At 52.9% G+C, this 24722-nt stretch carries 22 protein-coding genes; 11 read left to right on the forward strand and 11 right to left on the reverse strand.

The window, feature by feature from the left end; translation table 11 throughout:
* Nucleotides 1-111 precede the first annotated feature (111 nt).
* Nucleotides 112-2817, reverse strand: a complete 2706-nt coding sequence (gene fdhF, locus VGJ94_06570) for a formate dehydrogenase subunit alpha (protein ID HEY3276267.1) — start codon at nt 2815-2817, stop codon at nt 112-114.
* Nucleotides 2818-3115: 298 nt separating this feature from the next.
* Entirely contained in the window at nt 3116-3604 is a 489-nt protein-coding gene (locus VGJ94_06575; protein HEY3276268.1) for a DinB family protein, read from the reverse strand.
* 181 nt (nt 3605-3785) lie between these two features.
* On the opposite strand from VGJ94_06575, the gene VGJ94_06580 reads away from it, so the two are divergent.
* Nucleotides 3786-4286: a cyclic nucleotide-binding domain-containing protein gene (locus tag VGJ94_06580; protein HEY3276269.1), complete on the forward strand. Its 501-nt coding sequence runs from the start codon at nt 3786-3788 to the stop codon at nt 4284-4286.
* 21 nt (nt 4287-4307) lie between these two features.
* Nucleotides 4308-5174: a formyltransferase family protein gene (locus VGJ94_06585; GenBank protein ID HEY3276270.1), complete on the forward strand. Its 867-nt coding sequence runs from the start codon at nt 4308-4310 to the stop codon at nt 5172-5174.
* A gap of 21 nt (nt 5175-5195) precedes the next feature.
* Here the strand turns inward: VGJ94_06585 and VGJ94_06590 are convergent, their stop codons facing one another.
* The gene (locus VGJ94_06590) at nt 5196-5453 is read right to left on the reverse strand and encodes a hypothetical protein (GenBank protein HEY3276271.1); all 258 of its coding nucleotides are present in this window, start codon (nt 5451-5453) and stop codon (nt 5196-5198) included.
* Between the two features lie 223 nt (nt 5454-5676).
* Here VGJ94_06590 and amrB point away from each other — a divergent pair, with 223 nt between their 5' ends.
* The 7 genes from amrB (at nt 5677) to VGJ94_06625 (ending at nt 10982) form a co-directional block, all read left to right on the forward strand.
* Nucleotides 5677-6522: an AmmeMemoRadiSam system protein B gene (amrB, locus tag VGJ94_06595; GenBank protein ID HEY3276272.1), complete on the forward strand. Its 846-nt coding sequence runs from the start codon at nt 5677-5679 to the stop codon at nt 6520-6522.
* A complete protein-coding gene (gene amrA, locus VGJ94_06600) occupies nt 6519-7061 on the forward strand; it encodes an AmmeMemoRadiSam system protein A (protein ID HEY3276273.1) in 543 nt (180 codons plus the stop codon). The genes amrB and amrA overlap by 4 nt, the downstream gene beginning before the upstream one ends.
* Nucleotides 7062-7072: 11 nt before the next feature.
* Nucleotides 7073-7276, forward strand: coding sequence for a DUF1858 domain-containing protein (locus VGJ94_06605; GenBank protein HEY3276274.1), 204 nt, complete (start codon nt 7073-7075; stop codon nt 7274-7276).
* Between the two features lie 253 nt (nt 7277-7529).
* On the forward strand, nt 7530-8138 hold the full coding sequence (locus VGJ94_06610) for a nucleotidyltransferase family protein (GenBank protein ID HEY3276275.1): 609 nt from the start codon (nt 7530-7532) through the stop codon (nt 8136-8138).
* Nucleotides 8125-9141, forward strand: a complete 1017-nt coding sequence (locus VGJ94_06615; protein ID HEY3276276.1) for a molybdopterin-binding protein — start codon at nt 8125-8127, stop codon at nt 9139-9141. Before VGJ94_06610 ends, VGJ94_06615 begins: the two co-directional genes overlap by 14 nt.
* 2 nt (nt 9142-9143) lie before the next feature.
* Nucleotides 9144-9956 (forward strand): selenium-dependent molybdenum cofactor biosynthesis protein YqeB, encoded by an 813-nt coding sequence (gene yqeB, locus VGJ94_06620; protein HEY3276277.1) that lies wholly within the window; start codon nt 9144-9146, stop codon nt 9954-9956.
* Nucleotides 9957-10076: 120 nt separating this feature from the next.
* On the forward strand, nt 10077-10982 hold the full coding sequence (locus VGJ94_06625) for an RNA polymerase factor sigma-32 (protein HEY3276278.1): 906 nt from the start codon (nt 10077-10079) through the stop codon (nt 10980-10982).
* A 308-nt stretch (nt 10983-11290) separates the two neighbouring features.
* On the opposite strand, the gene VGJ94_06630 is transcribed toward VGJ94_06625, so the two are convergent.
* Complete coding sequence (locus VGJ94_06630) at nt 11291-12031, reverse strand: cytochrome c biogenesis protein CcdA (GenBank protein ID HEY3276279.1); 741 nt, start codon at nt 12029-12031, stop codon at nt 11291-11293.
* Between the two features lie 34 nt (nt 12032-12065).
* Here VGJ94_06630 and VGJ94_06635 point away from each other — a divergent pair, with 34 nt between their 5' ends.
* Nucleotides 12066-12980, forward strand: coding sequence for a Ppx/GppA phosphatase family protein (locus VGJ94_06635; protein ID HEY3276280.1), 915 nt, complete (start codon nt 12066-12068; stop codon nt 12978-12980).
* Between the two features lie 4 nt (nt 12981-12984).
* On the opposite strand, the gene VGJ94_06640 is transcribed toward VGJ94_06635, so the two are convergent.
* Together VGJ94_06640 and VGJ94_06645 are read right to left on the reverse strand one after the other, a co-directional pair.
* A complete protein-coding gene (locus tag VGJ94_06640; protein HEY3276281.1) occupies nt 12985-15261 on the reverse strand; it encodes a DNA internalization-related competence protein ComEC/Rec2 in 2277 nt (758 codons plus the stop codon).
* Nucleotides 15252-16055, reverse strand: coding sequence for a hypothetical protein (locus VGJ94_06645; protein HEY3276282.1), 804 nt, complete (start codon nt 16053-16055; stop codon nt 15252-15254). The genes VGJ94_06640 and VGJ94_06645 overlap by 10 nt, the downstream gene beginning before the upstream one ends.
* Nucleotides 16056-16183: 128 nt before the next feature.
* Here VGJ94_06645 and VGJ94_06650 point away from each other — a divergent pair, with 128 nt between their 5' ends.
* Nucleotides 16184-16858 carry a DUF2238 domain-containing protein gene (locus VGJ94_06650; GenBank protein HEY3276283.1) on the forward strand — a complete coding sequence of 225 codons (675 nt, stop codon included), beginning with the start codon at nt 16184-16186 and terminating at the stop codon, nt 16856-16858.
* On the opposite strand, the gene VGJ94_06655 is transcribed toward VGJ94_06650, so the two are convergent.
* From VGJ94_06655 to mfd, 5 genes are all read right to left on the reverse strand, one after another.
* Nucleotides 16812-18119 (reverse strand): replication-associated recombination protein A, encoded by a 1308-nt coding sequence (locus VGJ94_06655; GenBank protein ID HEY3276284.1) that lies wholly within the window; start codon nt 18117-18119, stop codon nt 16812-16814. The genes VGJ94_06650 and VGJ94_06655 overlap by 47 nt on opposite strands.
* Before the next feature lie 7 nt (nt 18120-18126).
* The gene (gene pdxA, locus VGJ94_06660) at nt 18127-19086 is read right to left on the reverse strand and encodes a 4-hydroxythreonine-4-phosphate dehydrogenase PdxA (GenBank protein HEY3276285.1); all 960 of its coding nucleotides are present in this window, start codon (nt 19084-19086) and stop codon (nt 18127-18129) included.
* 35 nt (nt 19087-19121) lie between these two features.
* Nucleotides 19122-20051 (reverse strand): peptidylprolyl isomerase, encoded by a 930-nt coding sequence (locus VGJ94_06665; GenBank protein HEY3276286.1) that lies wholly within the window; start codon nt 20049-20051, stop codon nt 19122-19124.
* Nucleotides 20048-21055, reverse strand: a complete 1008-nt coding sequence (locus tag VGJ94_06670; GenBank protein HEY3276287.1) for a peptidyl-prolyl cis-trans isomerase — start codon at nt 21053-21055, stop codon at nt 20048-20050. The genes VGJ94_06665 and VGJ94_06670 overlap by 4 nt, the downstream gene beginning before the upstream one ends.
* A 112-nt stretch (nt 21056-21167) precedes the next feature.
* Nucleotides 21168-24338, reverse strand: coding sequence for a transcription-repair coupling factor (gene mfd, locus VGJ94_06675; protein HEY3276288.1), 3171 nt, complete (start codon nt 24336-24338; stop codon nt 21168-21170).
* Nucleotides 24339-24722 lie beyond the last annotated feature (384 nt).

Here is a 24722-nt window from a genome sequence, read left to right on the forward strand (position 1 = left end):
CGTGCCCCCTTTCTTGGTGGATAGGGTGATAGCCCCTATCCAAAATTTTAAACTTCAGGCCCTTTACTTCAGCTCAGACCATTCTATCCGATCGTCCATGCCCATGGTCTATTAGATGCTCCCCGACACCGGCCCACCCAGTTTTTCAATATTGACCGCGCATGCTTTGTATTCCGCGGTCAGCGTTACGGGGTCGTATGCCGCATTGGTCAGCCAGTTGGCCGACCCGTCGCGGAAGTGAAAGGACATCCATACCATGCCGGGCGGTACCTGGTCGGTTATCCGGGCCCTGACATTCACTTCGCCGCGCCTGGAGCGCACTTTTACATATTCCCCTTCTTCGATTTGGAGCCTTTGACCGTCGGCCGGTGAAATGTCTGCGGTCTCTTCCGACATGAGCTCGTCCATCCCGGAACGCCCTGTCTGGGTACGGGTATGGTAGTGGAAGAGCCGGCGTCCCGTGCTGAGGACGAAGGGGTAGTCTTCATCCGCGACTTCCGCGGCGGGCTGCCAGTCGACCGGGTTGAATACGCCCTTTCCGTGAGTGAATACGCCGTCCCGATGCAGGAACTGCGTACCCGGATGTTCTAAAGTGGGACAAGGCCACTGGAGGCCGTCCTCTTCGATGCGGTCATATTTGATGCCACCCAGGGCCGGAGCCAGGACCGAGACCTCCTTGTCCCAGATCTCGCGCGAGCTGCCGGAGCTCCATTCGTGCCCCATGCGACGGGCGAGCTCTTTGAAGATCCACCAGTTCGGTTTCGCCTGACCGGGTGGGCTCTTCACCTTGCGGACCCGGTTCACGCGCCGTTCACTACTCGAGAATGTCCCGTCATCCTCACCCCATGCGGTGGCGGGGAAGACTACATGGGCAAAACGGGTGGTCTCGGTGGGGAAGATATCCTGACACACGAGAAATTCCGCGGAGCCAAGCTCGTGCTCGACCTTGCGGATATCCGGCTCCGTATTCGCAAGATTCTCGCCGAATACGTAAAATGCCCGGATATCTTTCGTGACCAGTCCCTCCATCATCCGGGGCATCATGAGGCCGTTATTCGCGGGCAGTGTGTCCACATCCCAAGCTTTTTTAAACTTGTCGGTCATTGCCGGGTCGATTACTTTCTGGTAGCCGGGGAAGACATTAGGCAGCGCGCCCATATCGCAGGCGCCCTGTACATTGTTCTGGCCCCTGAGAGGGTTTACCCCGGCGGAAGGCATTCCCATATTACCCAGCAGGAGCTGGAGATTGGCGGTGCTCATTACATTGTCCTTCCCGGTAATATGCTCCGTTATCCCGAGGGTATAGATCAGCATGGCAGGCTTTACCGACGCGAGAAGACGGGCGACTTTGCGGATTTTCTCCGCCTCCACACCTGAGATCTCCGCGGCCCGTTCCACCGGGTATTCCATTACCTTCGCTTTGAAGGCGTCGAAATTGTCACACCTGCGCTCTACAAAGTCCTTATCGTAAAGGTTCTCCGAGATAAGGACGTTCATGATGCCGTTCAAGAAGGCGATATCGCTGCCTACCTTGAGCTGGCAATGGATATTCGCTATTTTGGCGAGAGGCTGCTTGCGCGGGTCCACCACGATGAGCTTTGCGCCTTTCCGCAGTGCATTTTTAAGGAAGGTGGCAGCCACCGGATGGGCCTCGGTCATGTTGGTGCCGATGCAGAAGAACATCTTTGCATCCGTGAATTCTCCGAAAGAATTAGTCATTGCTCCCGAACCGAAAGATTGCGCCAGACCGGCGACGGTGGGAGCGTGTCAGGTACGGGCGCAGTGGTCGATATTATTAGTACCGATCACCGCGCGGAATAATTTCTGCATTTGATAAGAATCTTCGTTGATGCTGCGGGCGCAACTGACCCCGGCGATTGCATCCGGACCGCTCTGGGCGATAATCTCCTTGAATTTGGCGGCAACGAGGTCAAGGGCTTCATCCCATGATGCTTCCCTGAATTCTCCATTTTCCTTTATGAGCGGGGTAGTCAGCCTGTCCCCGGAATACATGAAATCATAGCCGAACCTTCCCTTCACGCATGTCCGGCCCTTGTTCGGAGAAGCTCCCTCAACGCCCGTCACCTTGACTATCTGCTCTCCTTTGGTGTGGAGGTAAAGCTGACAACCGACACCGCAATAGGGGCAGGTGGTGCGCACCTTTTTCGTCTCATAGGCCCGTCCCTTACCCTTAGCCTTTTTTTCCGTGAGCGCGCCTACGGGGCATACCTGCACGCACTGACCGCAAAATGCGCAGTTACTCTCCTGCAGAGGGCTATCGAAAGCAGTGGTCACTTTCGTATCGAAACCGCGATAGCTATTTTTTATGGCCTGGATTCCCTGAATCTCGTCGCATGTGCGGACACATCTCTGACAGAGTATGCATTTGTTGGCATCGCGAATAATAAATGGGTTCGAGGTGTCGACGGGATATTCATGCATCTCTCCTTTCAGTGCCGGACCTGTTAATCCGAGGTCATACGCGAGGTTCTGGAGGGCACAATCCCCTCCCTTTTCGCAGGTCAGGCAATCGAGGGGATGACAGGACAACAACAGGCCCACGACAAAGCGGCGGGCTTCCAATACCCTCTCCGTCTGGGTCTTGATGTTCATGCCCTCCGAAACCGGAGACGAACAGGCAGCCATCAGGCTTTTCGCACCGTCAACTTCTACCATACATACCCGGCAGGCCCCTGTAGGGGTCAATTCCGGCAGATCGCACAGCGTCGGGATGTGAATCCCATGCGCCTTTGCTACTTGGAGCACTGTTTGGCCGTCTTTGGCCTCACAAGCCCTTCCATCAATGGTAATGATCATCCGCTACCCTCCTTTCGTGCAAAGAGCTGTCCCTTTCGCACGTACAAAAACGAACTGTAAATAATACCGGATCAATGTGGCACTGCAAATCTTGACGTACAAAAACCTGGAGAATAGAGGCGGCATTAATGGGAAACATTCCGGGTCAGAAGGCCTTATCTCCAGCCTTGGCAAGTTGTATACGTTCTAGTGACAAAATAGTAAAATAGGGCTTGAAAAAAAGCAAGAGAAACCTTATGGGGTATTGCTATTTTTGCTGCGATCTATGGGCAGCTGAAATTCGTCTTCGAAAGTTCCGTCAGTACTCTTTTACGGGGTTTAAACCGAGTACCCGCCTGAGCGTGACCAGCTCGGACAGATGAAAAGCATTGTGGTCCGCTGCCAGGAGGACCTCACGAAAAATCGAATAGTCGGTGGCATGGGGGATGGGACCGAACAAATCGGTCTCCCGGTTGTGTATGAGGTCGACCATGGCCTCGGAATCGGATTTTATCGCGTGAACGATCTTCTTCCACTGTGCGGCGGTTGCCTTTGCCTCCGGTTTGGGCCAATAGCCTTCGGGGAACTCGGGCGACACGTGCTTCGGATCTATCACGAATTGGAGGATGTCCGATTGGGTTATCCGCATATGCTCAAGCATATGCCAGACCAGGTAATTGGAATTCGTTACCGGGGTGTTTATCTTTTCGAGGGGGAAATCGGCGACGGCCTCTTCAAAGCTCATATGCGCGTTGCCCCCCTTTATGAGGATGGCCAGCTCCTTCCGTATTACATCGTCCTGATCCATAGCTCACCTCCGCGTGATCTGCACAGGGAGCATAAGCACCTTAGAGCCGGAAGTCAAACAGGCTGCCCCGTCCGGGCCGGGTCACGACATTTCTTCGCCGCCGTCCTTTATTGATGAAATCATCCTTCATATCCTGTAGAATGGTAAGAAAGGGTCTGTTCGAAAGGGGGTAAGGGCACACATGAAGACATATATTCCGCTTACGGATATTGAATCCGTAACACCCATTCTCTCGGAGGTGGCTTTATGGGGCGGTATGTCCGAGCGACAGCGCGAGGAGATGTTTCGCCGCCTGGAGTTCGGCTCCTTTCAGAAAGGGGAACTTATTTTTGAGAAAGGGGATGAGCCCTCCTACATTTATATTGTAAAGGACGGTAAGGTCGAGCTTTTTATTGGCGACAGGGGGATTGTGCTCGAGAAGAAGACCTTGTCCGTGGGCGAGTCCTTCGGCGTCGCCTCCCTCATGTCCATGCAACGGCATAATTCCACGGCCGTTGCCCTCGAGGACTGCGAAGTCATGGTCCTGTCGCGGCAGGCACTCCTGGAGCTCCGGGCGGAAGATATCGAGCTTTTCGCCCTCCTTATGATGAACATTGCCCGTGAGCTGGCCCGGAGGCTTAAGCTGACCGACGATATATTCCTGCGCTACGCCCAGACCCATAGAGACTGGAGCAGGCTTTAGTATAAAGGAAAGGTGTGATATATGACGGCAAAAATGGTCTATGACCCTTCCTCAGGTCCGATGAGATATGCCTGTGGGGTCTCCGGGTCGGGAAGCAATTACGAGAGAATTTATGAGTGGGATCCGGGCAGGGACCATGTGGTATTCAGCAATGTCCCCCACTGCACAGGTTTGGACAAGGCAAGAAATAACGGCGCCCCTGTGGTGCTTCTTGACTCGGACCTTTATTTCCGTCACATGTGGGCCCTCGAGAAAATGCCGAGATCAGGCGTGGAGAGGGACAGTTATGATATGGCCATTATGACCCTCGTGGAGCAGACGCTCTCGGGCCGGCCCGATCTCATCTGTCTCGCCGGGTATAGTCTTTGGGTAGGGGGCTGGATGGTAAGAAGGTATTTTCCCAGGATACTTAACGTTCATCCGGGGGATGCGCGAAAATATGTCGGCCTCGGGTGGATCCCCATTGCCAAGGCGATACTCGCCGAGGAAAGGGCGGTGAAATCGACGGTCTTCTTCGTTGACGAGAGCGATGACGGCGGTCCCATACTCATCCAGTCCGCGTCCGTACCCCTTTCTCAATGGGATGACGAGCTTAAGGGCATCAGGCGCCTTGCGGAAAAGAAAGACGCCAGGACCCTTCCGGCTTTCAAAGCCGCAGCCGCGGATGAAGGCAGAGATCTTTACAGGGTCCTCCAGGACATTTCGGGTGCGGTTCAGGAAGTACTTAAAGTCGAAGGAGACTGGAAGATTTATCCTTTTGCCGTCCATGAGCTTATCGGCAAGGGCAGGACGGCACTGGAGGGGAGAACTGTCCACATCGACGGTATCAGGATGCCCGAAGAAGGCTGGCAGGTTGATACTTACGGGTACGCGGAGAGTATCCGCTAAACCTCCGGAAGTACTCCGACCTTACTGATTTCTCCGGGAGGCCGGGGTCGATGTGCCTGTTTCCCCGCAACTCTTTTGTGCCTGGCTGCACGCGCGGTCAACCATATTACTCCAATCGGCACAGGCGACTTTCGCGCGAAAGCCGTAGGTCTGAGCGCACCTCTGAGCGCCGGCTTTCGTATCCTCGCATGACTTCGTGTCGGCTTCGCAATCTGCCCGGGAGGGTGCCGGGAAGAGCATGGCCGCACAGAAAAGCGCTGCTACCGCGAATCTAATCATACTCACTCCTTTCTTCCTGAGTCTGTTGGCACCTACCGGTCAGGGCGGCCCGACATATACCTCTTCCAAAAAGAATACAGGAATCGGCCGTATCCGACAATGATGATTGTCACCAAAGATTACGTGCAGGGGATCGGCATTCCCATGACTTGAAAGTACCCAAAAAGGTTCTAAATTCAGCCAAATTGTGCTATAATTTGAACGGCACGATAAGGGTGAGCCCATGAGCGAGGTAAGAGACGCAGTCGTGGCCGGGACGTTCTATTCGGATAATCCGAAGGTCCTCGCCATGGAAATCGAAAGATACCTGAACAAGGCAAAGATTGAAGCCCTGGAGGGAGAAGTGGTGGGAATGGTATCTCCCCACGCGGGATATGTCTATTCGGGGCAGGTAGCCGCTTTTGGGATGAAAGCCGTCATGAACGGCCTTTTTGACACGGTGATCCTCATCGGCCCCAGCCATAGGGCATATTTCGAGAAAGCGGCCGTAATGATAAAAGGGAGCTACCGGACACCCCTGGGCGCGGTCGAAATTGACGAAGAGATCGCGTCGGCCATCGTAAAAGAAGGCGGTGTGGCGTCTCCCAACGAGGAAGCCCACGGGCAGGAACATTCTCTCGAGGTCCAGCTTCCATTCCTCCAGATGGCACTTGCCTCTTTCAAGCTCGTCCCCATAGTGATGGGATCGCAGGAGACGGAGAAATGCAGGGCTTTGGCGGCATCTATTTTCAGGGCGGTCAAGGACCGGGGAAAGCGCCTCCTCGTGGTGGGCAGCACCGATCTGAGTCATTATTACCCTTACGGGCATGCGGTCAAACTCGACCAGGTGATTGTAAACCGCCTGGAGAAATATGATATCGAAGGGCTGTCGCAGGATCTTGACGCCGAATTATGTGAGGCATGCGGCAGGGGGCCCATGATGGTTACCATGATGCTTTCAAAGGCACTAGGGGCTACCCGGAGTAAAGTCCTCAAGTATGCAAATTCCGGGGATGTGTCGGGGGACAAGCGGAGTGTGGTAGGCTATGTGTCGGCTGTTTTCCTCAAAGGGGGAGAGGCCGCCCGATGAGCCGTCTCAATTTGTCGGAAGAAGAGAAGGCCATGCTGAAAAGGATAGCCAGGGAAGCCATTGAAGGCGTGCTCTTCGATAAAAAACCGGTCCCTTTAGAGATGCCGGAGATCTTCGAGAAAAAAATGGGCGCCTTCGTCACCCTGCATTGCAAAGAAGACCTCAGGGGCTGCATTGGATATATAAAAGGGGTCCTGCCCCTTTACAAGACGATTCAGGAGATGGCGGTTCAGGCGGCTTTTCATGACCCCCGTTTCGAGCCCTTACGAAGGGAGGAGTGGGACAGGGTTGATATCGAGATCTCCGTCCTCTCACCTTTAAGGAAAATAAAAGATGTTGAGGAGATTGAAGTCGGCGTGCACGGCATCCTTATAGAAAAAGGCTTTTATACGGGCCTCCTCCTTCCTCAGGTGGCTACCGAGAACAACTGGGACCGGGCTGCCTTCATCGCACATACGTGCCATAAGGCGGGACTTCCCGAAGATGCCTGGAAATCGAAGGATGCCTCTATATATATTTTTTCCGCAGAAGTGTTTTGAACCGGACCGGGATGAGAAGAAAAAAGATCGGGAAAAACGCTGCGATCCAGGATGTGGTAACGCGATATCCTGAATCGGTCCCGGTGTTTGAGGAGCATGGATTGGGATGTGTAGGGTGCAGGGCCGCCCTCTTCGAGACCATTGAAGAAGGTGCGAAAATCCACGGTATTAACGTGGAGGCCCTGTTGAAGGACTTGAACAACGTAGTTCCTTAGACGGTGACATCCGCGCGAAAGCCGGTGTTCGCCCGATACCGAATCCCACTAAGCAAACTCTCGGCAGAGATCAGTATAATGGCGATGAAGCCGCTAAGGCTCCGGGGCATGTGTTCCGAAGCATCGCAGAAATAAAACGACTGCTCCCGATGCAATTGAGGTACTCCCGTTATGGATGAGCCAGGCGCGCCGGAGAGTAAAAAAGAAGGCTTCGCCGGTTTCGGAAGAAAGACCGACCGAGGAAGAATTATCTATGAAAAAAATATGTGCCGTGATTCTCGCTTCCGGAATCTCGAGGAGGCTCGGTTTCAACAAGCTTACCCTCAGGATTGACGGAACGCCCGTAATAAGAATGTCGTGCGCCCCTTTTGATATGGAGGGGGTGGAGAAGATTTTTGTGGTCACAGGCATGGATAGAGAAAAGATGAAAGGCGAGTTGGGAAACCTCTCGCGGGTGGAGATCGTATCGAATGAGAATTATCGGGAAGGCATGTCTTCTTCGGTCAAAGCAGCCCTGCCCTTTATCCGCGGGTATGACGGCGCCTTCTTTCATCTCGGGGACAAACCCTTCGTAAAGAGCGACCAGATAAGGTCTATTCGGGAACTTTATCTTGCAGGAGGGGGAGACCTCATCATCCCCCGGTATAATGGAGTAAAGGGCCACCCCGTGTTCATCGGCCTCGCGCCGTTTCTCGAAGAGATGAGTCGATTGGAAGGCGACAAGGGGCTCAGGGAAGTTATAGAAAAACACCTCGAAGATGTGGTATTTTTGGATGGCGATGAGGGAAATCTCTTTGATATCGACACCCTCGAGGATATAGAGACATTAAAGAGGAGGGGACACAAGATTGAAAAAGGTTAAGGTAGAACAGGCTTTGGGCATGACGCTGGCCCATGATATCACCGAGATAATCCCCGGTAAGAAGAAAGATGTGGCCTTCAAGAGGGGGCAGGTTATAGAGCAGGGGGATGTGGAGAGGCTACTCGATCTCGGGAAGAGGCATCTCTTTGTGTTCGAGGGCGAGGTAAAAGGTATCCATGAGGATGAGGCGGGCATGAGAATCGCCCAGTCAATAATGGACGGCAATATGGAGCCTACCCAGCCTAAAGAGGGCAAGGTAAGCATGAGGAGCACCGTTGACGGGCTTTTCTACGTAAACGATAAGGCCCTGTACGAGTTGAACCGCATAAAGGACGTGCTGGTGAGCACCGTTCCCAACAGGCATCCTGTAAAGGCAGGGGATATCGTGGCGGCCGCCCGCATTATTCCCCTCTACATAAAAGAAAAGGAGCTCAAGAAGGTCGAGAGGGTCGGGGAAAAAGGGGTAATCAGGGTCAGCCCGTTTATGCCCCTCAATATAGGCCTTGTGATTACGGGGAGTGAAGTCTACACGGGCAGGATTCAGGACGGCTCTGCTACCGTGGAGGAGAAGATCAGAAATTACGGATTGCGCCTTGTAGAGAAGGTAATAGTCCCGGACGAGGTACCCCTTATAAGCGCTGCCGTGCTCGGACTGTTCGAAAAAGGCGCCGATCTGGTCATTACCACTGCGGGTCTTTCCGTGGACCCTGATGATGTGACGCGGGAAGGAATCGAAGGCACGGGGGCGGAAGTGCTCTTCTACGGTACACCCGTATTTCCCGGCGCCATGTTCCTCGTGGCCCGGTTGAGAGGAAAATATATTCTCGGAGCGCCGGCGTGCGTCTACCACAGCGACTATACGGTCCTCGATATCGTGCTTACCCGTATCATGGCGGGAGAGAGAATGCATGAAACCGATATGGTAAAGCTCGCCTATGGCGGACTTTGCCTTCACTGCGACGTGTGCCATTATCCCGCCTGTTTCTTCGGGAAGGGACCGTGATCATGGGGAGATCGGCAGATCTTTCCGCGTTGACCATAATCATGAAAGGTGCGGGTGACGTGGCGAGCGGCATTGCCCACCGTCTTCACTCGGCCCGTTTTCACCGCCTCCTTCTGCTGGAGATAGGCGAGCCCCTCTGCGTGCGACGGACCGTCTCTTTCTCGGAGGCGGTCTACCGCGGCGCCATGGAGGTCGAGGGGGTAAAGGCCGAGCTGGTCCGTGACATCGAGGACCTTGAAGAAGTGTGGAAAAGGAAATCGATCGCCGTAATGGTGGACCCCCGCTGGACGGCAATAGAGATAATAAAGCCACGTATAGTGGTGGACGCTATCATGGCCAAGCGGAACATTGGGACCACGACGCATGAGGCCCCCACCGTAATCGGGGTGGGACCTGGGTTTACCGCGCCCTTGGATGTGCATGTGGTGATAGAGAGCAAACGGGGCCATGACCTGGGGAAGGCCATCTATGACGGCTCCGCCGAAGCCTATACGGGTGTTCCCGGCTCGGTCATGGGCTATGCGACTGAGAGGGTCCTGAGGTCGCCGGTCGCCGGGCCGGTAAAGGCAATAAAGAAGATCGGAGATCGGGTGGCAAAGGGGGAGTTGGTCCTTTACGTGGGTGATGTGCCTGTGTATGGAAGCTTCGATGGGGTTCTGAGAGGCCTTATCAGAGAGATAGAGGTGACGGCGGGAGAGAAAATAGGGGATGTGGACCCCAGGGGAATAGGAGAATATTGTTACACTATTTCCGACAAAGCCCGGGCCATTGGTGGCGGAGTCCTCGAAGCCGTACTGCATGCAGTGAATTTATAGCAGAAAATTATTTAGATTCGGCAAGGGGACAATAATGGCTGTATATGGCATAATAATCGAATACCGAGCGGAACTTGTACAGGCAAGGGGGATATAAGAGATTTGGAAGAAGATCTATTATTGGAAGAAGTAGGGGAAACCGAAATACCTGATACTGATGTTTCCGACGAAGCGCTTGCACTCATTGAGGACAAATCGCTTCCCCTCCCTTACGACCCGCTGAGGACTTACCTTGCGGAGGTATCAAAATATCCGGTCCTTTCCCGGGAGGAGGAGTTTGAGGTCTCCTGTAAGGTCTTTGACAGTAAAGACAGGGATGCGGCCCAGAAGCTGGTAATATCGAACCTTAAGCTCGTGGTGAAGATCGCCCTCGAATACTATAATACCTATCTGAGTGTGCTCGATCTGATACAGGAAGGCAATGTGGGCCTTCTGCATGCGGTGAAGAAGTACAATCCCTATAAGGGCACCAGATTTTCGACTTATGCCTCCTTTTGGATCAGGGCCTATATGCTTAAATATATCATGGATTCATGGAGCCTGGTGAAGGTGGGGACCACTCAGGGGCAGAGGAAGCTCTTTTATCGGCTGAACAAGGAAAAGCAGAAACTCGAGGCCCTCGGCATCTATCCCACGCCGAAAATCCTTGCCGCATCTCTCGACGTCAAAGAAGAGGAAGTGGAAGACATGGAGAAAAGGCTCGCCTATACGGATGTCTCCCTCGAAACCCCGATTTATGACGAGAGTGAAGACACGATCATGGATTTGATGAAGAGCGATGAAAATATCGAAGAGATGATCGGCGACAAGGAAGGGCGGGAAATCCTTTCCAAAAAGATCAACGAGTTCAAAAAGACCTTGAATGACAAAGAAGTCTACATCTTCGAGCAGCGTGTCGTCGCCGAAGAGCCGGTGACGCTCCAGGAGATAGGAGCAAAGTTTCAGATCTCCCGAGAGCGGGTAAGGCAGATAGAAAACCGGGTGCTGAAGAAGTTCAAGGAGCATTTCAAGGGCGAGCGCAATTAGCGGGGCTCACGTCGCCCCCTCCGCCGGCGAAAGCCGGCTGAGCCTCCCCCTCTCGCTCGCCTTGCGAGCTACATCACGCAAGAGAATTCCTCAATTTAGGGGCAGTTACGATACCGCGGTTTGATCGTATGGACTAGCGGACTTTTTATGCTCCTTTCCCCACCTCTACGCCGCGTCGATCTGAGAAAAATACAGCCAGGCGAAACTTATCATCGCGATATAACTATCGAATTGCCAACGACTATATACCATATACTGACGACTAGAGACTAGAGACTAGAGACTAGAGACTAGAGACTGCCTCACCATCATCCGAACAACGCTCCCACTCGCGAAGTAATCACTCCGTAGTAATTCGTTACGAGCAGCAGGCCTATGATTATGAGGAGGAGGCCCATTGTTGTCATGGCGTACTTTACTACCCTGCTCGAGCGTTTTAGGAGGGCAAAGAGGTGGTCGAAGACGAGGGCGGAGGCGATGAAGGGGATGGCGAGGCCTAAGGAATAGAGGGAGAGAAGGGTGACGCCCTGGAGCAGGTTGTCGGTGGTGGAGGCGAGGATGAGGATGGAGGAGAGGGCGGGGCCTACGCAGGGGGTCCAGCCCAGGGAGAAGGTAATGCCCACAATAAAGGACCCTGCCATGCCCAAAGGCTTCTTTCTCAGATGAATCACCTTCTCCTGGTTGAGAAAAGGCAATTTTATTATATTGAGATAGAAAAATCCCATTACTATGAGGATGATGCCTCCCAGTCTTATGATATAAGTTTGGTAATCGGCGAAGAAATTGCCGAGAATGGAGGACGAGAGGCCTAGGGTTACGAAGACGAAAGAGAATCCTAAGATAAAGGCGACGGAATGGAGCAACACCGTTTTCCGGTACTTCACCGCCGCGCCTGCTTCAGTGAACTCTTCGAAGCTTATTCCGCTGATGAATATAAGATATGAAGGAACGAGGGGGAGCACACAGGGACTGAAGAAGGAGAGAAGTCCCGATACAAAGGCAAAAAGGCTTTTGAAATCGGTAATGGACATGAGACCGCTAAAAATCATAGATTAATATTGTTTTTTTTAAGGGGGTTGTCAAATGAAATATGCATCCATCGACATCGGTACCAATACCGTACTCCTTCTCGTGGCGGATTTCAAGGACGGCCGTCTCCACGACATATGCGATCTGGCGCACATCACGAGACTCGGAGAGGGGCTCAAGTCCACCGGGGTCCTGTCCCGGGAGGCGATGGACAGGACCTTTGCCGCCCTTGCCCGATATAAGGCGGAGGCCCTGGAGCAGGGCGCAGAGGAGTTCTTCTGCGTGGGGACTGCCGCGATGAGAGAAGCGGGTAACAGCGCGGATTTCGTGAAACGAGTACGCGACAGCCTTGGCATAACGATCAGGATCATCAGCGGAAGAGAAGAGGCTTATTATACCTGGCTCTCCGTGCGTCACGACCGATTATCCCGGACAAGCCGTTTCATCGTGATTGATGTAGGTGGGGGCAGCACGGAAGTAATAGAAGGAAACGACATCGGGTTCATGGATTTCATCTCTTTGCCTGTAGGCTCCGTAAAGCTGACGGAGATGTTCATAAAAAACGATCCCCCTAAAGAAGACGAGACCTCACGACTGACGGCGTTTCTCAAAGAAACGATTAATCTGCCCTTTGACGGCAGAGGCTGTACCCTCGTGGGTACGGCGGGGACCGCAACCAGTCTCGCCGCCATTGCCATGGGTCTCGAGACCTTTGAAAAAAAGGCCGTCCACGGACTTGCCATGCCGGTAGAGACTATCGAGAGGCTCATCCGGGAGATGGGCTCCATGAATCTGGAGGAGAGGAAAAAATTGAAAGGCATGGAGCCCGGCCGGGCGGATATCCTTCTCCAGGGGATCATCCTCATTCGGGAGATCATGGCCTGCCTCAATGTCACGGAGCTTGTGGTAAGCGCCAACGGAGGCCGCTATGGCGTGCTCTATGAAGAGCTGAAGGGGAGGGAAGGGTAAAGCCCTATCTGAGGGGAAGATAGGAGCCACAGGTCAGCTCCCGCCCATCGGTGCATATGGAGATAAAGCCCTGCCGGTCGGTACGGAGCAGCGGGATCGAGAGGGCCCGGTAGACCCTGAGCGCGTCGTCTCCCGGAAGGCCCTTGTTACCCTTTCCCACACTCAGGACCGCAACATCGGGCTTCACCGCCGCCACGAATGCAGGGGTGCTCCCGAACCGGCTGCCGTGATGGGGCACCTTGAGAACAGCCGATCTCAGGGATGTGCCTGTCCGAATAAGCCTTCCCTCTATCTCGCCGTCAATATCGCCGGTAAGGAGAAAGGATCGACTCCCATAGGTTAATTTGAGGACAAGGGACGCGTTATTCGGCTCCTCCGTTGAATCTCCGGTTGGGGGATTGAGAGTTTCCACGGACATACCGGTCGAAGGAAACTGCTTCTCTCCCTTTTTCCATATCTCTATCGGAATATTTTTTTCCCTGAGAAGGGCGAGGAGCTCCAGAAACCTGGGCTCTCTCGGAAAGTAAGCGCCCGTGGCAAAGCGTTTTACCTTGAAGTGGCGGATCACATACATCAATCCCCCCACATGGTCGCCGTGGGGATGGGTATTTATCACGTAATCGAGAGTCCCGATCTTACGAGAGAGGAGGACAGGGGTGATGACCGATTTCCCCACGTCATAGACGCCCCGTACCTCGGGACCTCCGTCGATGAGCATCCGTACGCCTCCGGGCGCCTCCACAAGCATGGCGTCTCCAAGACCCACGTCTATGAAATCGATGCATAAAGAGTTGTGAGTAAACCTATTTCCATAAGCATAAATCCCATAGCAGACGGACAGGGGGAGAAGGGCGAGGATGAGGCCCGCGGCGACCGTACGTATTTTGATGTAGAGCAAGGACAGGACGAGGGCGAAATAGAGGAAACATTCGAAAAGGGATGGCCGCATAAGGGGGTAGATGTATCCCGTATTCAACCGTTCAAGAACGTATACGGTAACGGCAAGGATATCTCCCGAGAGCCTGAGAAGATAATCGCCCCATGGAACCACGAGCCCCACGAGGCTCATGGGCATGGCCACGAGACAAATCGGGGGGATGGCGATAAAATTGTGGAGCAGGGAGAGGGGATTCACCCCATGAAAATGGTAAAGAACGATGGGCAAAGTGCCGATTGTCGCGGCTATTGTCATGAGCACGGAGGAGAGGAGCCACCGTCCTGCTTTGTTCATGTTCCTGAAAAGGGCGCTGAACCTGCCGGTACAGAGGATGATAAAGATGACGCTTGCGAAGGTAAGCTGAAAAGAAGGGGAAAAGAGGGAATGGGGATAGAGGAGCAGAATGAGGAGGGCAGAAAGGCCGAGGGCGTTCATTACGTGGGCGCCCCTCTCGAAGAAGAGGGCGATCATGAAAAAGCATATCATGATCGTTGCCCTTACCGTAGGGATGCTGGAACCGGCGGTGATCATAAATAAAATGGTGAAAGGAATGGAGAGGAGGGCGGCGAAGCGTATGTCGTCTCCCCTCAACCTCACCCGGGCCGATCTTCTGAACAGGATGCGGGCAAGAAAAAAGAAGAAAGCTGTCACGATGCCTATATTCGAACCCGATATGGCGAGAATATGGGAGGTTCCGGTTTCGAGGAACAGGGTCTTGGTTGCCTCGTCGAGACCGCTCGTGTCGCCGATGGTGAGGGCTTTGAGGATGCCCCCGTACCTGGCGCCCGATGCATCGATCCTGCGGGCCAGGAAGCTTCTCCATCGATGGACATAATTCATCCCGGCAGTCGTAGAGACGGGGATGCCCTTTATCTCATACCACACGCCTTCAAGCCTCTTAATCCATTTCCAGGAGCTGAGGGAGGGGTTGTTAAAGGTAAGAGACGTCTCTCTCATCTGTCCGAAAACCCGCACCTTATCGTTGATTACAAGTGTCTTATCCGTCCTCAGGATTGCTTTCATCCCTGCCTGTTCCTCAGGCTTTATGAGTTCGATAATTTTGGTGGCCGGAGAAGATTCGATGACCAGCCCCTCATATATACGGCGCTCTTCATCGATGATGATGGGAAGCCGGCTTTCCGAGACCAAGCCGATACGGAGCATACCGGCCGCCACAAAGAGGAAGGCCATGAGGCATATCGCTACAATTCGGGCGCGGGTTATCAGGAATGGGACGAGAACCAGGGGGATGAAAAGTCCGGCAGCGATCCATAGGGGCGGGCAGCGCCAGAGGGCCTCCAGATAGATGCCGGAGGCGAAAAGAATTGCCGCCCCTACGAACAAGCTTCCTCAATGCCTTTTAGATAGGCCCTCACATTGAGGCCGAGATCATTAATATAGTAACCCCCCTCGAGAACGGAAAAGAACCGGCGATTCGATGAGGCGAAAAGGTGGCCGATTCGCCTGTAGTCATCCTCGAGGAGTAATGCACCCCAGTCCTTGATGTAGGTATCGAATCCTGCGGAGCATGCCACAAGATCAAACCGGGCCCCGTCTTTTACTGCCTCCTTACATAGGTCGATGAATTCCGCTCTCGTGGAGGCGGAGATGTTCCTGAAGGCGACCCGGGGATCATCTTTAAATATATCGAAGGTCCCATTTCCGTGATGAAGGTCTATATCGACGATCAGCGCGTTTCCGATCAGGCTCCCGGCAAGTAGCTTCCGGACGGCGATAGCCACGTTGTTGAAAAAGCAGAAGCCCCCGTTGAAATCGAACCCCGCGTGGTGGCCGGGGGGTCTTATGAGGGCGAAGGAGGGGACGGACTGAAGGGCATATCGGGCCGACATGATCGCGCCTCCCGCTGCCAGGCGCGCAATGGAGAACAACCCGGAATCACTCTCCACCCTTTTCACGATCCTCTCGCTGTGGCACAGAAGCAGGTCCGCCGGGGTACACGGCTCGGGCTCAATAAAATGGACCATATCCTTGATTTTGAGCCATATCTCGACAACCCGGTGGGGGCTCTCGCAGTCCACGGTATCGTAATCGATCATGAATTCATCGCTGTAGGAAACGGGCATTTTCGCCATAATGGAGTTAAACCATAACGTCTCCCCGTAAGTCAACAAAGCCACCGGTCCTATGCGCCTTCAGGAAACGTTTTCCGGTTAGGGGAGGCGGATTTGCTTGAAAGGGCACTCTTATCCGGCATATAGTAAGGGGCAGGCGACATAAAAAGGATTTCTTCACAGGACAGGTGCGGATGGCGCGTGAGTCTTCATGGATGAAAAGGGAAAAATACCTGTGCCTTCTCATCCTCTTCTATCTGGTTGTGCTGGTCTGGTCAGCCATAAAGCCAAGGGACCCTTTTACCTGGGTTCTTGAAGTCACGCCGGCCTTAGCCGGCTTCGGGATCCTCCTTTTTACCTACAGACGATTCAGATTTACGGACTTCGTATATACCTTGGTGCTTATCCATTGCGTGATCCTCTTCATCGGAGGCCACTATACCTATGCCGAGGTCCCTTTGTTCCACTGGATTTCCAGACTTACGGGCGGCATACGCAATAATTACGACAAGGTGGGACATTTTGCCCAGGGATTCGTACCGGCCCTGGTCGCCAGGGAGTTGCTCCTTCGCCTTAAAAAGGTGAACGGCAAAGGATGGACCGATTTCTTCGTCATATGCATCGCCCTTGCCATAAGCGCTTTTTACGAGCTGGTCGAGTGGTGGACGGCCCTCCTTACCGGAGAATCGGCCGAAGCCTTCCTGGGGACACAAGGATATATATGGGATACTCAGTCGGATATGTTCTGGGCCTTTATCGGATCGCTGGCGGCGGTGGTCCTCTTCTCGAAATATCAGGACCGTAAGATTGCTCTGATCGGCTTCAAGCCCCCTTCACGACTTTCTTCACCTTCTCCAGAAACGCCTTGAGCTGCTTTTCATATCCCCGTTCTGTGGGATTGTAGTATAGTCTGCCCTTCAGCTCTTCCGGAAGATAATCCTGCTTTACGAGGGCCCCTTCGAAATCGTGGGGATAGAGATATTCGTTGCCGTATCCAAGCTCCTTCATCAGTTTTGTGGGGGCGTTCCTGATGTGGAGAGGCACGGGATACTCGGGGAGGGTTCTTGCATCGGCTGCGGCGGCATTGTAGGCTATATAGACCGCATTGCTCTTTTCGCATAGGCTGAGATAGAGGCAGGCCTGGGCGAGAGCCAGATATCCCTCCGGGGGACCTATGAATTTAAAGGCCTCCATGGCAGACATGGCGAGGGTCAGGGCACGGGGGTCCGCGTTTCCCACATCCTCGGAGGCAAAACGGACCATTCTTCTGGCGATAAACAACGGGTCCTCCCCTCCCTCTATCATCCGGGCAAGCCAGTAAAGGGACGCATCCGCGTCGGAGCCCCTCATGCTCTTATGGAAGGCGCTAATCAGGTCGTAATGCATCTCGCCTTTCTTATCATAGACCGCCACATTTTTCTGATAAGCTTCGCGCACAGTCGGATGATCGATGAGGGCCTCTTTCTGACCGTCTTTCTTTACCATCTTGTAGCACAGCTCCAGCAAATTGAGGGCCCTTCTCGCATCCCCGTTTGAAAGGAGGGCAATTTCGCCCGCGACACCCTCTTCGAGTGCCGCTTTCCCGGCTTTAAGCTCCTCGTCTGCCGTGACGGCCCGCTCTATGATTTTGATGAGATCCTCTGCCCCCAGAGGCCGCAGCGTGAGGACGCGCATCCTCGAAAGGAGAGGGGAGATGATCTCAAAAGAAGGGTTCTCCGTGGTTGCGCCTATGAGGATGATATCACCGTTCTCCACATGGGAAAGGAAGGTGTCCTGCTGGAGTTTGTTGAACCGGTGGAATTCGTCTATAAAAAGTATAATCTTCCGAAGCCGCGCTTTTTGAATAACCTCTTTCACCTCCTTTATTCCGATGCTGACGGCGCTTAAAGAGATGAAGGGCACCTTCAGATAGCGTCCCATAAGCCAGCCCAGGGTTGTCTTTCCGACGCCGCTCGGCCCCCAGAGGATCATGGAAGGGATATCTCCTTTCTCAAGGAGTCTCCGCAGCATCCTGCCTTCGCCGAGGATGTGCTCCTGTCCGACGAATTCGGTTAAATCCCGGGGCCGCATCCGGTCCGCAAGAGGTTTGCGCGTACCGGCATCAAGAGGGGTCTGGCTGAAAAGGTCCATTATTATCTCATTCGAAGTGGGAGGCCATTGTCTCCGCTGTTCTGAAGGCCTCTATGAGGCCCGTGGGGTCGGCATTCCCCTGTCCCGCAATATCGAACCCCGTTCCATGACCCGGGGATGTACGCACGAAGGGCAGGCCCAGAGTAATATTCACCGTATGTCTGAAATCGACGGTCTTGACCGGAATCAGCCCCTGATCGTGGTACATGGCCACAAAAGCATCGCAGCTCGGATCGTGGAAAAGGGTGTCGCCGGGAAAAGGACCGTCTACGCGGATTCCAAGTGAACGGGCAAGGACGACTGCTTCCTCGATGACCTTCTCCTCCGTGCCCATGATCCCCTGTTCCCCCGCGTGAGGATTGAGACCCGATACTTTAAGGTAAGGAGCGGGTATAGCGAAATAATCCCGCAGCGACTGGTGGGTGATTCCGATGGTGCGGACCACCTTCTCTACGGACAGGGCATCGGGTACATCTCTTAAAGGGATATGTATGGTGACCAGAGACACACGCATGCGCCTGTTCGCCATCATCATCACGTAATCCCTTACTCCGCCGAAATGGGCCAAAAGCTCGGTATGGCCCGTGAAAGGGGCGCCGCCCAGGCGAAGGGAGACTTTGTTGATGGGGGCGGTCACTATCGCGGAGACCGCCCCTGAAAACGCATATTTGAGGGCTTCCAGAATATATTGATACGAGGCCCTGCCGCAAGCCTTATCTACGGCACCGAAGGCCACCTTCTTTACAAGCGCCATATCGACGAATTCCGCCTCGCCTGCCCCGGCCTGTCCGAATCTCTTGAATTTCCACGTATGTGATGGCCCGAGTACGGGCGAGATGGCCTCTAGGGCGGAAGAATCACCTATAACTACAGGTATATTCTTCCGGCACAGGTCAGGCAGCGCCTTCAGGATTATTTCGGCCCCTATGCCGGCGGGGTCTCCCATGGTAACTGCGATTCTTCTCATGCCAGAGCCCGCATCCTTCCGGCAGATGCAGTTTGTCAGATCTTAACTTCGATATAAGAAGCTTTTCGGAGCTTTTCGATATATTCCTTATACCGTTTCTGACTCTGCTCCTGCACGAGTTTTTCCTTAATTCTCGGTTTAACCGTGTCGAAGGGTATAGTGCCACCCTGTCTCACCTCCACGAGCTTCAGGATATGAAGTCCGTAAGGACTCGAAACGAGTTGGGTATACCCGCCGGGGACCAGAAAATTGACCGCCCCCTTGAATTCCGGAATAAGGTCTTCTTTCCTGATAAAGCCGATGTCGCCGCCTTTTTCGGCGGAGGGGTCATCCGAGTATTTCTTTGCCACCGACTCGAATGACTTTCCCTCTTTCAGCTCGTTATAAGCCGCAAGGGCACGATCCTTGATGTCGGGCCTTTTCCCTGATACGAAGACATGGAGGAGCCTGAACTCCTCATCCTTGAAATCCGAGAGATGGGAATTATAATATGCCTCGACATCTCCTTCCGTAATCGATATGTTTTCAGACGAGATCATCCTCGCGAGGACCCTTGTGCGCAGGATATTCGATTTCAGGCCCTCATAAAAATCCTTGTAACTGATCCCGTCTTTTTGAAGCTGTCGCTTCAGGTCCTCTTCAGAGATAAGATGCTGTTTCTTGATGCCCTCCACTACGGAATCAGCATCTTTATCACTGGCCTCTATGTGAAATCTCTTCGCCTGCTGCCTGATGAGGAGGTCATCGATAAGGATGTCCATCTTCTCCCTGAGCTTGATATTACGGAGATATTCGCTCACCGAGACGAACTCCCCCTTTTTCTCGACAGGAACATATTTCTCCGTCTCCTTCAAGGTTATGATATCGTCATTCACGATAGCCACTACCCTGTCCACCACTTCGCCATAGGATGACAAAGGCAGAAGAAGACTAAAAATGATACCGGTTACTGCAAATATCTTCATTTCTTAGGCTGCCCCTCCTCTTTCGATACAGGCCCTTCCTTTTTCGCCTCCGGTTTTGCGGCATCCTTCGCCTCCGGCTTCGCTGTTTCCTTTGCATCAGGCTTCACGGCCGGCGCCGGTGCCCCGTCCTTTGTCTCGGGCTTTTCGGAAGGTCCTGCTTTTCCCTGTTTCTCTTCGGTCTTGAGCAGTTGTTCGTCCACAGTGATTTTCGTTGATTTTTTCAGGTCGGCCACGTACTTTTCGAATAATTCCTTCTGTTTCTCCTGGGCGAGCTTCTGTTTTATGAAATCTTTGACTTCCTCAAAAGGCACATATGAAGGGGGTTTCTGTCCTTCAAGCTTTATGATGTGATAGCCGAACTGGGTCTTCACGATCCCACTCACCTGACCCACTTTTTTGAGCTTGAAAGCCGCGGCCTCATATTCGGGAACAAGGGATCCTTTCGCGTGGTAGCCTATCTCGCCGCCCGAGGCTTTTGCGCTCGGATCGATCGAGTATCTGCGGGCAAGCTCGGCGAAGTCCTCTCCCTTCTGGACTTTTTGCAGGACCTGTTTCGCTTCGTCTTCGGTTTTTACGAGTATCTGGCGCGTGCTGATCTCGCCGTCTTTCTTGAATTCCTCTTTGTGCGCCTCATAATATTTCTTCAGGTCTTCGTCGGTTACGCTTCCGTCCAGAACCAGCTTTTTCTTGAGTAATGTCTCCATGAGGAGCTGGTCTTTGATCTCATCGAGTTTTTCCTGAAATTCTTTGTCTTTATCTATCTTTTCCTTCTTCGCTTCCCTGAGAAGGAGTTTTCTCGTGATCAGATTGTCAAGATAATTTCTCTTGCCTGTATCGGAGGCAACGAGCATCTTCATATTCATAGGTATCTTATCAAGGGCTTTATTGAATTCGCTGAGGGTGATGGTATCTCCGTCCATGGTCACCAGGACTTTACCCTCCTCTTTTTTTGAACATGAGAAAAACAATAAGGCAGCGCACAGGAGAAAACATATCTTTTTCATCAACTCACCTCGTCCTTTAAGCCCTTTCAGCTGTAAGTTTTGCCAAGAGAAGAAATTGGGAAGTATTCACCCTTACAGCCGATTGCTCGCTTCGGGTATTTGCGTTGTTATATCACAGGCTCACGATCTGCTTCAATATATTTCTCGTAAAGACCATCAGCTCCTCACCGCTCTTATCGGTGCTCATTATGATCCTGCCGTCGGGAAGGAGCTTCACCTTCTCTTTCTCCTTTTTCACGAGTCGAAGGAGATTATCCATTTGTACAGGTGTGCGGTCGGTGACATTGAGGGTAAGACGTTTTGCCGCATAATCGAGTTTCTTTATCTTCAGACGGCGGAGCAGGGATTTGAGCGATATGATCTCAAGAAGGCTGACAAGGGGCGCGGGTATCTCGCCGTACCGGTCTCTGAGCTCATTCTCCATATCGGTGAGCTCTTCCTGGTCGCGGATCTTGGAAAGCCTTTTATAAGTGAGGAGCTTTTGAGCCGGGTCTTCGATATATGTATCGGGTATGTACGCGTCCACGGGCAGGTTTATCTCGGGCGCCACCTCCGCCTCTTTGGGGGCGCCGTCGCTTCTCAGCTCGTTGATTGCCTCTTCCAGCATCTGGCAGTAGAGCTCGAAGCCTATAAGGTTTACATTCCCCGACTGCTCCTTGCCCAAAAGATTGCCCGCGCCCCTGATCTCAAGGTCATAATTGGCAACATGGAAGCCGGAGCCGAGCTCGGACAACTCTTCTATGATCTTGAGCCTTAAGAGGGAATCCTTTCTCAGGATCTCCTCTTTCGGCACAAGGAGGTAGGCATATGCCTGCCGGGTGCTTCTGCCGACCCGGCCCCTTAACTGATAGAGCTCAGACAGGCCCATCCGGTGTGCGTTATTGATGAAAATGGTATTTACATTGGAAATATCGAGGCCCGATTCGATGATGTTGGTGGAAAGGAGAATGTCGTACTTTCTGTCGATAAAATCGAGCATGATCTTCTCGAGAGTTTTGCCGTCCATCTGACCGTGGGCCACCGCGATACGTGCATGAGGGACCAGTTTCGTCAGGTGGTCGTACACTACGCCTATGTTATGGATGAAATTATGGACGAAAAAGATCTGGCCTTCCCTGGCGAGCTCCTCCGTAACGGCCTTTATGATCAGATCATCCTTGAATTTGACAACCCTTGTCTTTACGGCGAGCCGGTCGAGGGGAGGGGTATTGATGATGCTCAGGTCCTTTATGCCCATGGTGGCCATATAAAGGGTCCTCGGTATGGGCGTAGCGCTTAAGGTCAGGATATCTATGTTGGTTGCAAGAAGCTTAAGGTGCTCTTTGTGTTTTACCCCGAACCTCTGCTCCTCGTCCACGATGAGCAGGCCAAGGTCGCGGAAGGCGAGGTCCTTCTGGAGGAGCCTGTGGGTCCCTATTATAATGTCGACCGTTCCTTTTTTCACGTCTTCGATGATCTTCTTTTGCTCTTCCCTCGACCGGAACCTGCTTAACATTTCTATCCGTATCGGATAATCGCCGAATCTTCCCTGAAAGGTTTTGAAATGCTGCTGGGCGAGGATCGTGGTGGGCACGAGAAGGGCCACCTGCTTGTTCTCCAGTACGACTTTAAATGCCGCGCGCAAAGCTACTTCGGTTTTCCCGAAGCCCACGTCCCCACAGATGACCCGATCCATGGGCTTTGTGCTCCGAAGGTCGGAAAGCACCGCTTCGATCGCTTCCGACTGACCTTCCGTCTCTTCATAGTCAAAGCGTGACTCCATCTCTCTGAAAAGCTCGTCCTCCGGAGGGTAGGCATATCCTTCGGCCATTTCCCTTTCCGCATAGATCTTGAGAAGGTCGTCCGCAATATCTTCGACTTGTTTTCTCACCTTTCGCGTGGTGCTTTTCCAATATTGGGAACCGAGCTTATCGATTTTGGGTTTGAATTTCTCTCCCCCAATAAATTTCTGGACCAGGTGAAGGTCATCGATGGGTACGTAAAGCTTGTCTCCATCCTGGTACTCCACGAGGAGAAAATCCTTGGTATGACCCCCGATCTGAAGCTCGAATATACCTTTATAGACACCGATGCCATGGTCCACGTGGACTACCCACTCGCCCACCTGAAGATCTTTGAAAGAGGTGAGAAACTCGTCGATGCCGCTGTCTTTCCGTGCCCTCGCTACCCTTTTTTTCGGCCCCACTATGTCCTCTTCCGTGAGGACTATAATTTCTCCCGTCCTGAAACCCCTTCTCAGGGGACCCACCACGATGCCCCGCTCCCCATCCTTGGATGAAAGAGACATCTTGTTGAGCACGGGCAGGGGAATATCATAGTTTCTGAAGATTTCGCAAAGCCGCTCTCCCTGGTGCATGGTGTTTGCAAAGACGTACATATAAGGGACCCTGCTCCAGTCCTGTCTGAATTTTTCCGAGAGGGTTTTGAATACTTCCGTTTTTCTGGCATCGAAAAGGAGCCTCAAGTCCTCGTTTGAGACGGCCTCCAGAATAGTCCCCTCCTCTAAGCCCTCTATGCCGGATACGTCGATATTAAGACTCGTGAGTGCGCGCTGCCGTACGCGCTGCCGCACACCATCGTCCAGTTCGGGGTCATATTCTTCAAGAAGGGAGGAAAGGCCCTTGTGGACCAGCACCATATGGTCTTCCATGTAATCGATCACTGTGGCATCGAGAGATCCGCCGGTCTTGACGGGCACGAGGCTGCAGCCGTCCATCTCTCCATGGGACCTCTGGGAAACAGGGTCGAAGAAGCGAAGGGATAATATTTCGTCCCCGAGAAACTCTATTCGAACCGGTTTTGCATAAGAAGGGGCGAAGACGTCGATGATGCTGCCCCGTTTTGCATACTCCCCTTCCTCGCGGACGAGGGAAGTAAGCTCATACCCTTTTTCGTTTAAATAGGCCACCAGATCTTCCCTGAAGAGGACGTCGCCGAACTTAAGCTCCATCTTCATTCCCTCTACCGCGCCGGGGGATGTGAGAGGGTGCGATAAGGCGCTCAGGGGGAAAAGCCCGTAAAACAGCGTATCCGATATGAGATGGGAGAGAAAGGCGGTCCTTTTTATCTCATCCTCCTTCTCGAACACTTTGTCCGAATAAGGGGGAAATATATAGACATCCTTTCCCGAAAAATACTCCAGCTCCTCTTTGTGGAGCAGGGCCTCGTCTTCTGTATCATAAAAGATAAGAGTCTTCCTTTTGATACGGGCAAGGAAAAAGGCGACGAAAGAGCCCAGTTTTCCTTTCAGATAGATGAAGCCGGTTTTATCGGGATTAAACATTCACTAACCTTATTTATTTCATTTGCGGACATGGGAAACCGGGCTGCCCCCAACTGGTCCGAAAAATCTTTTTCCGAAATCATTCTAATCTGAATAACGGCATAAAAAGGCGCTTTTCTTCGCGGGCGGTCTGCTTACCTGATTGTTCGCAGAATATCCTTTTTGGGCCGCCGTCGTTCCTGAAGCGGGCAGGCATAGTATAGCAGTTTTCCGGTAGTATTTAAATGTTAAGGTTCCGGGAGGAGGGCTACGTTCTTCTTGTACTGCTTGAGCACAAGATTGAGGAACCTCATGCTGGGCTTATTCTTTTCCGAGAGGATCTCTCTCAACCTGGTCGGGCCTACGTGATATGCCTGGAGCGCCAGATGAAGGCTCTCAAAATCT

Source organism: Syntrophorhabdaceae bacterium (assembly GCA_036504895.1).
GTDB lineage: Bacteria > Desulfobacterota > Syntrophorhabdia > Syntrophorhabdales > Syntrophorhabdaceae > PNOM01.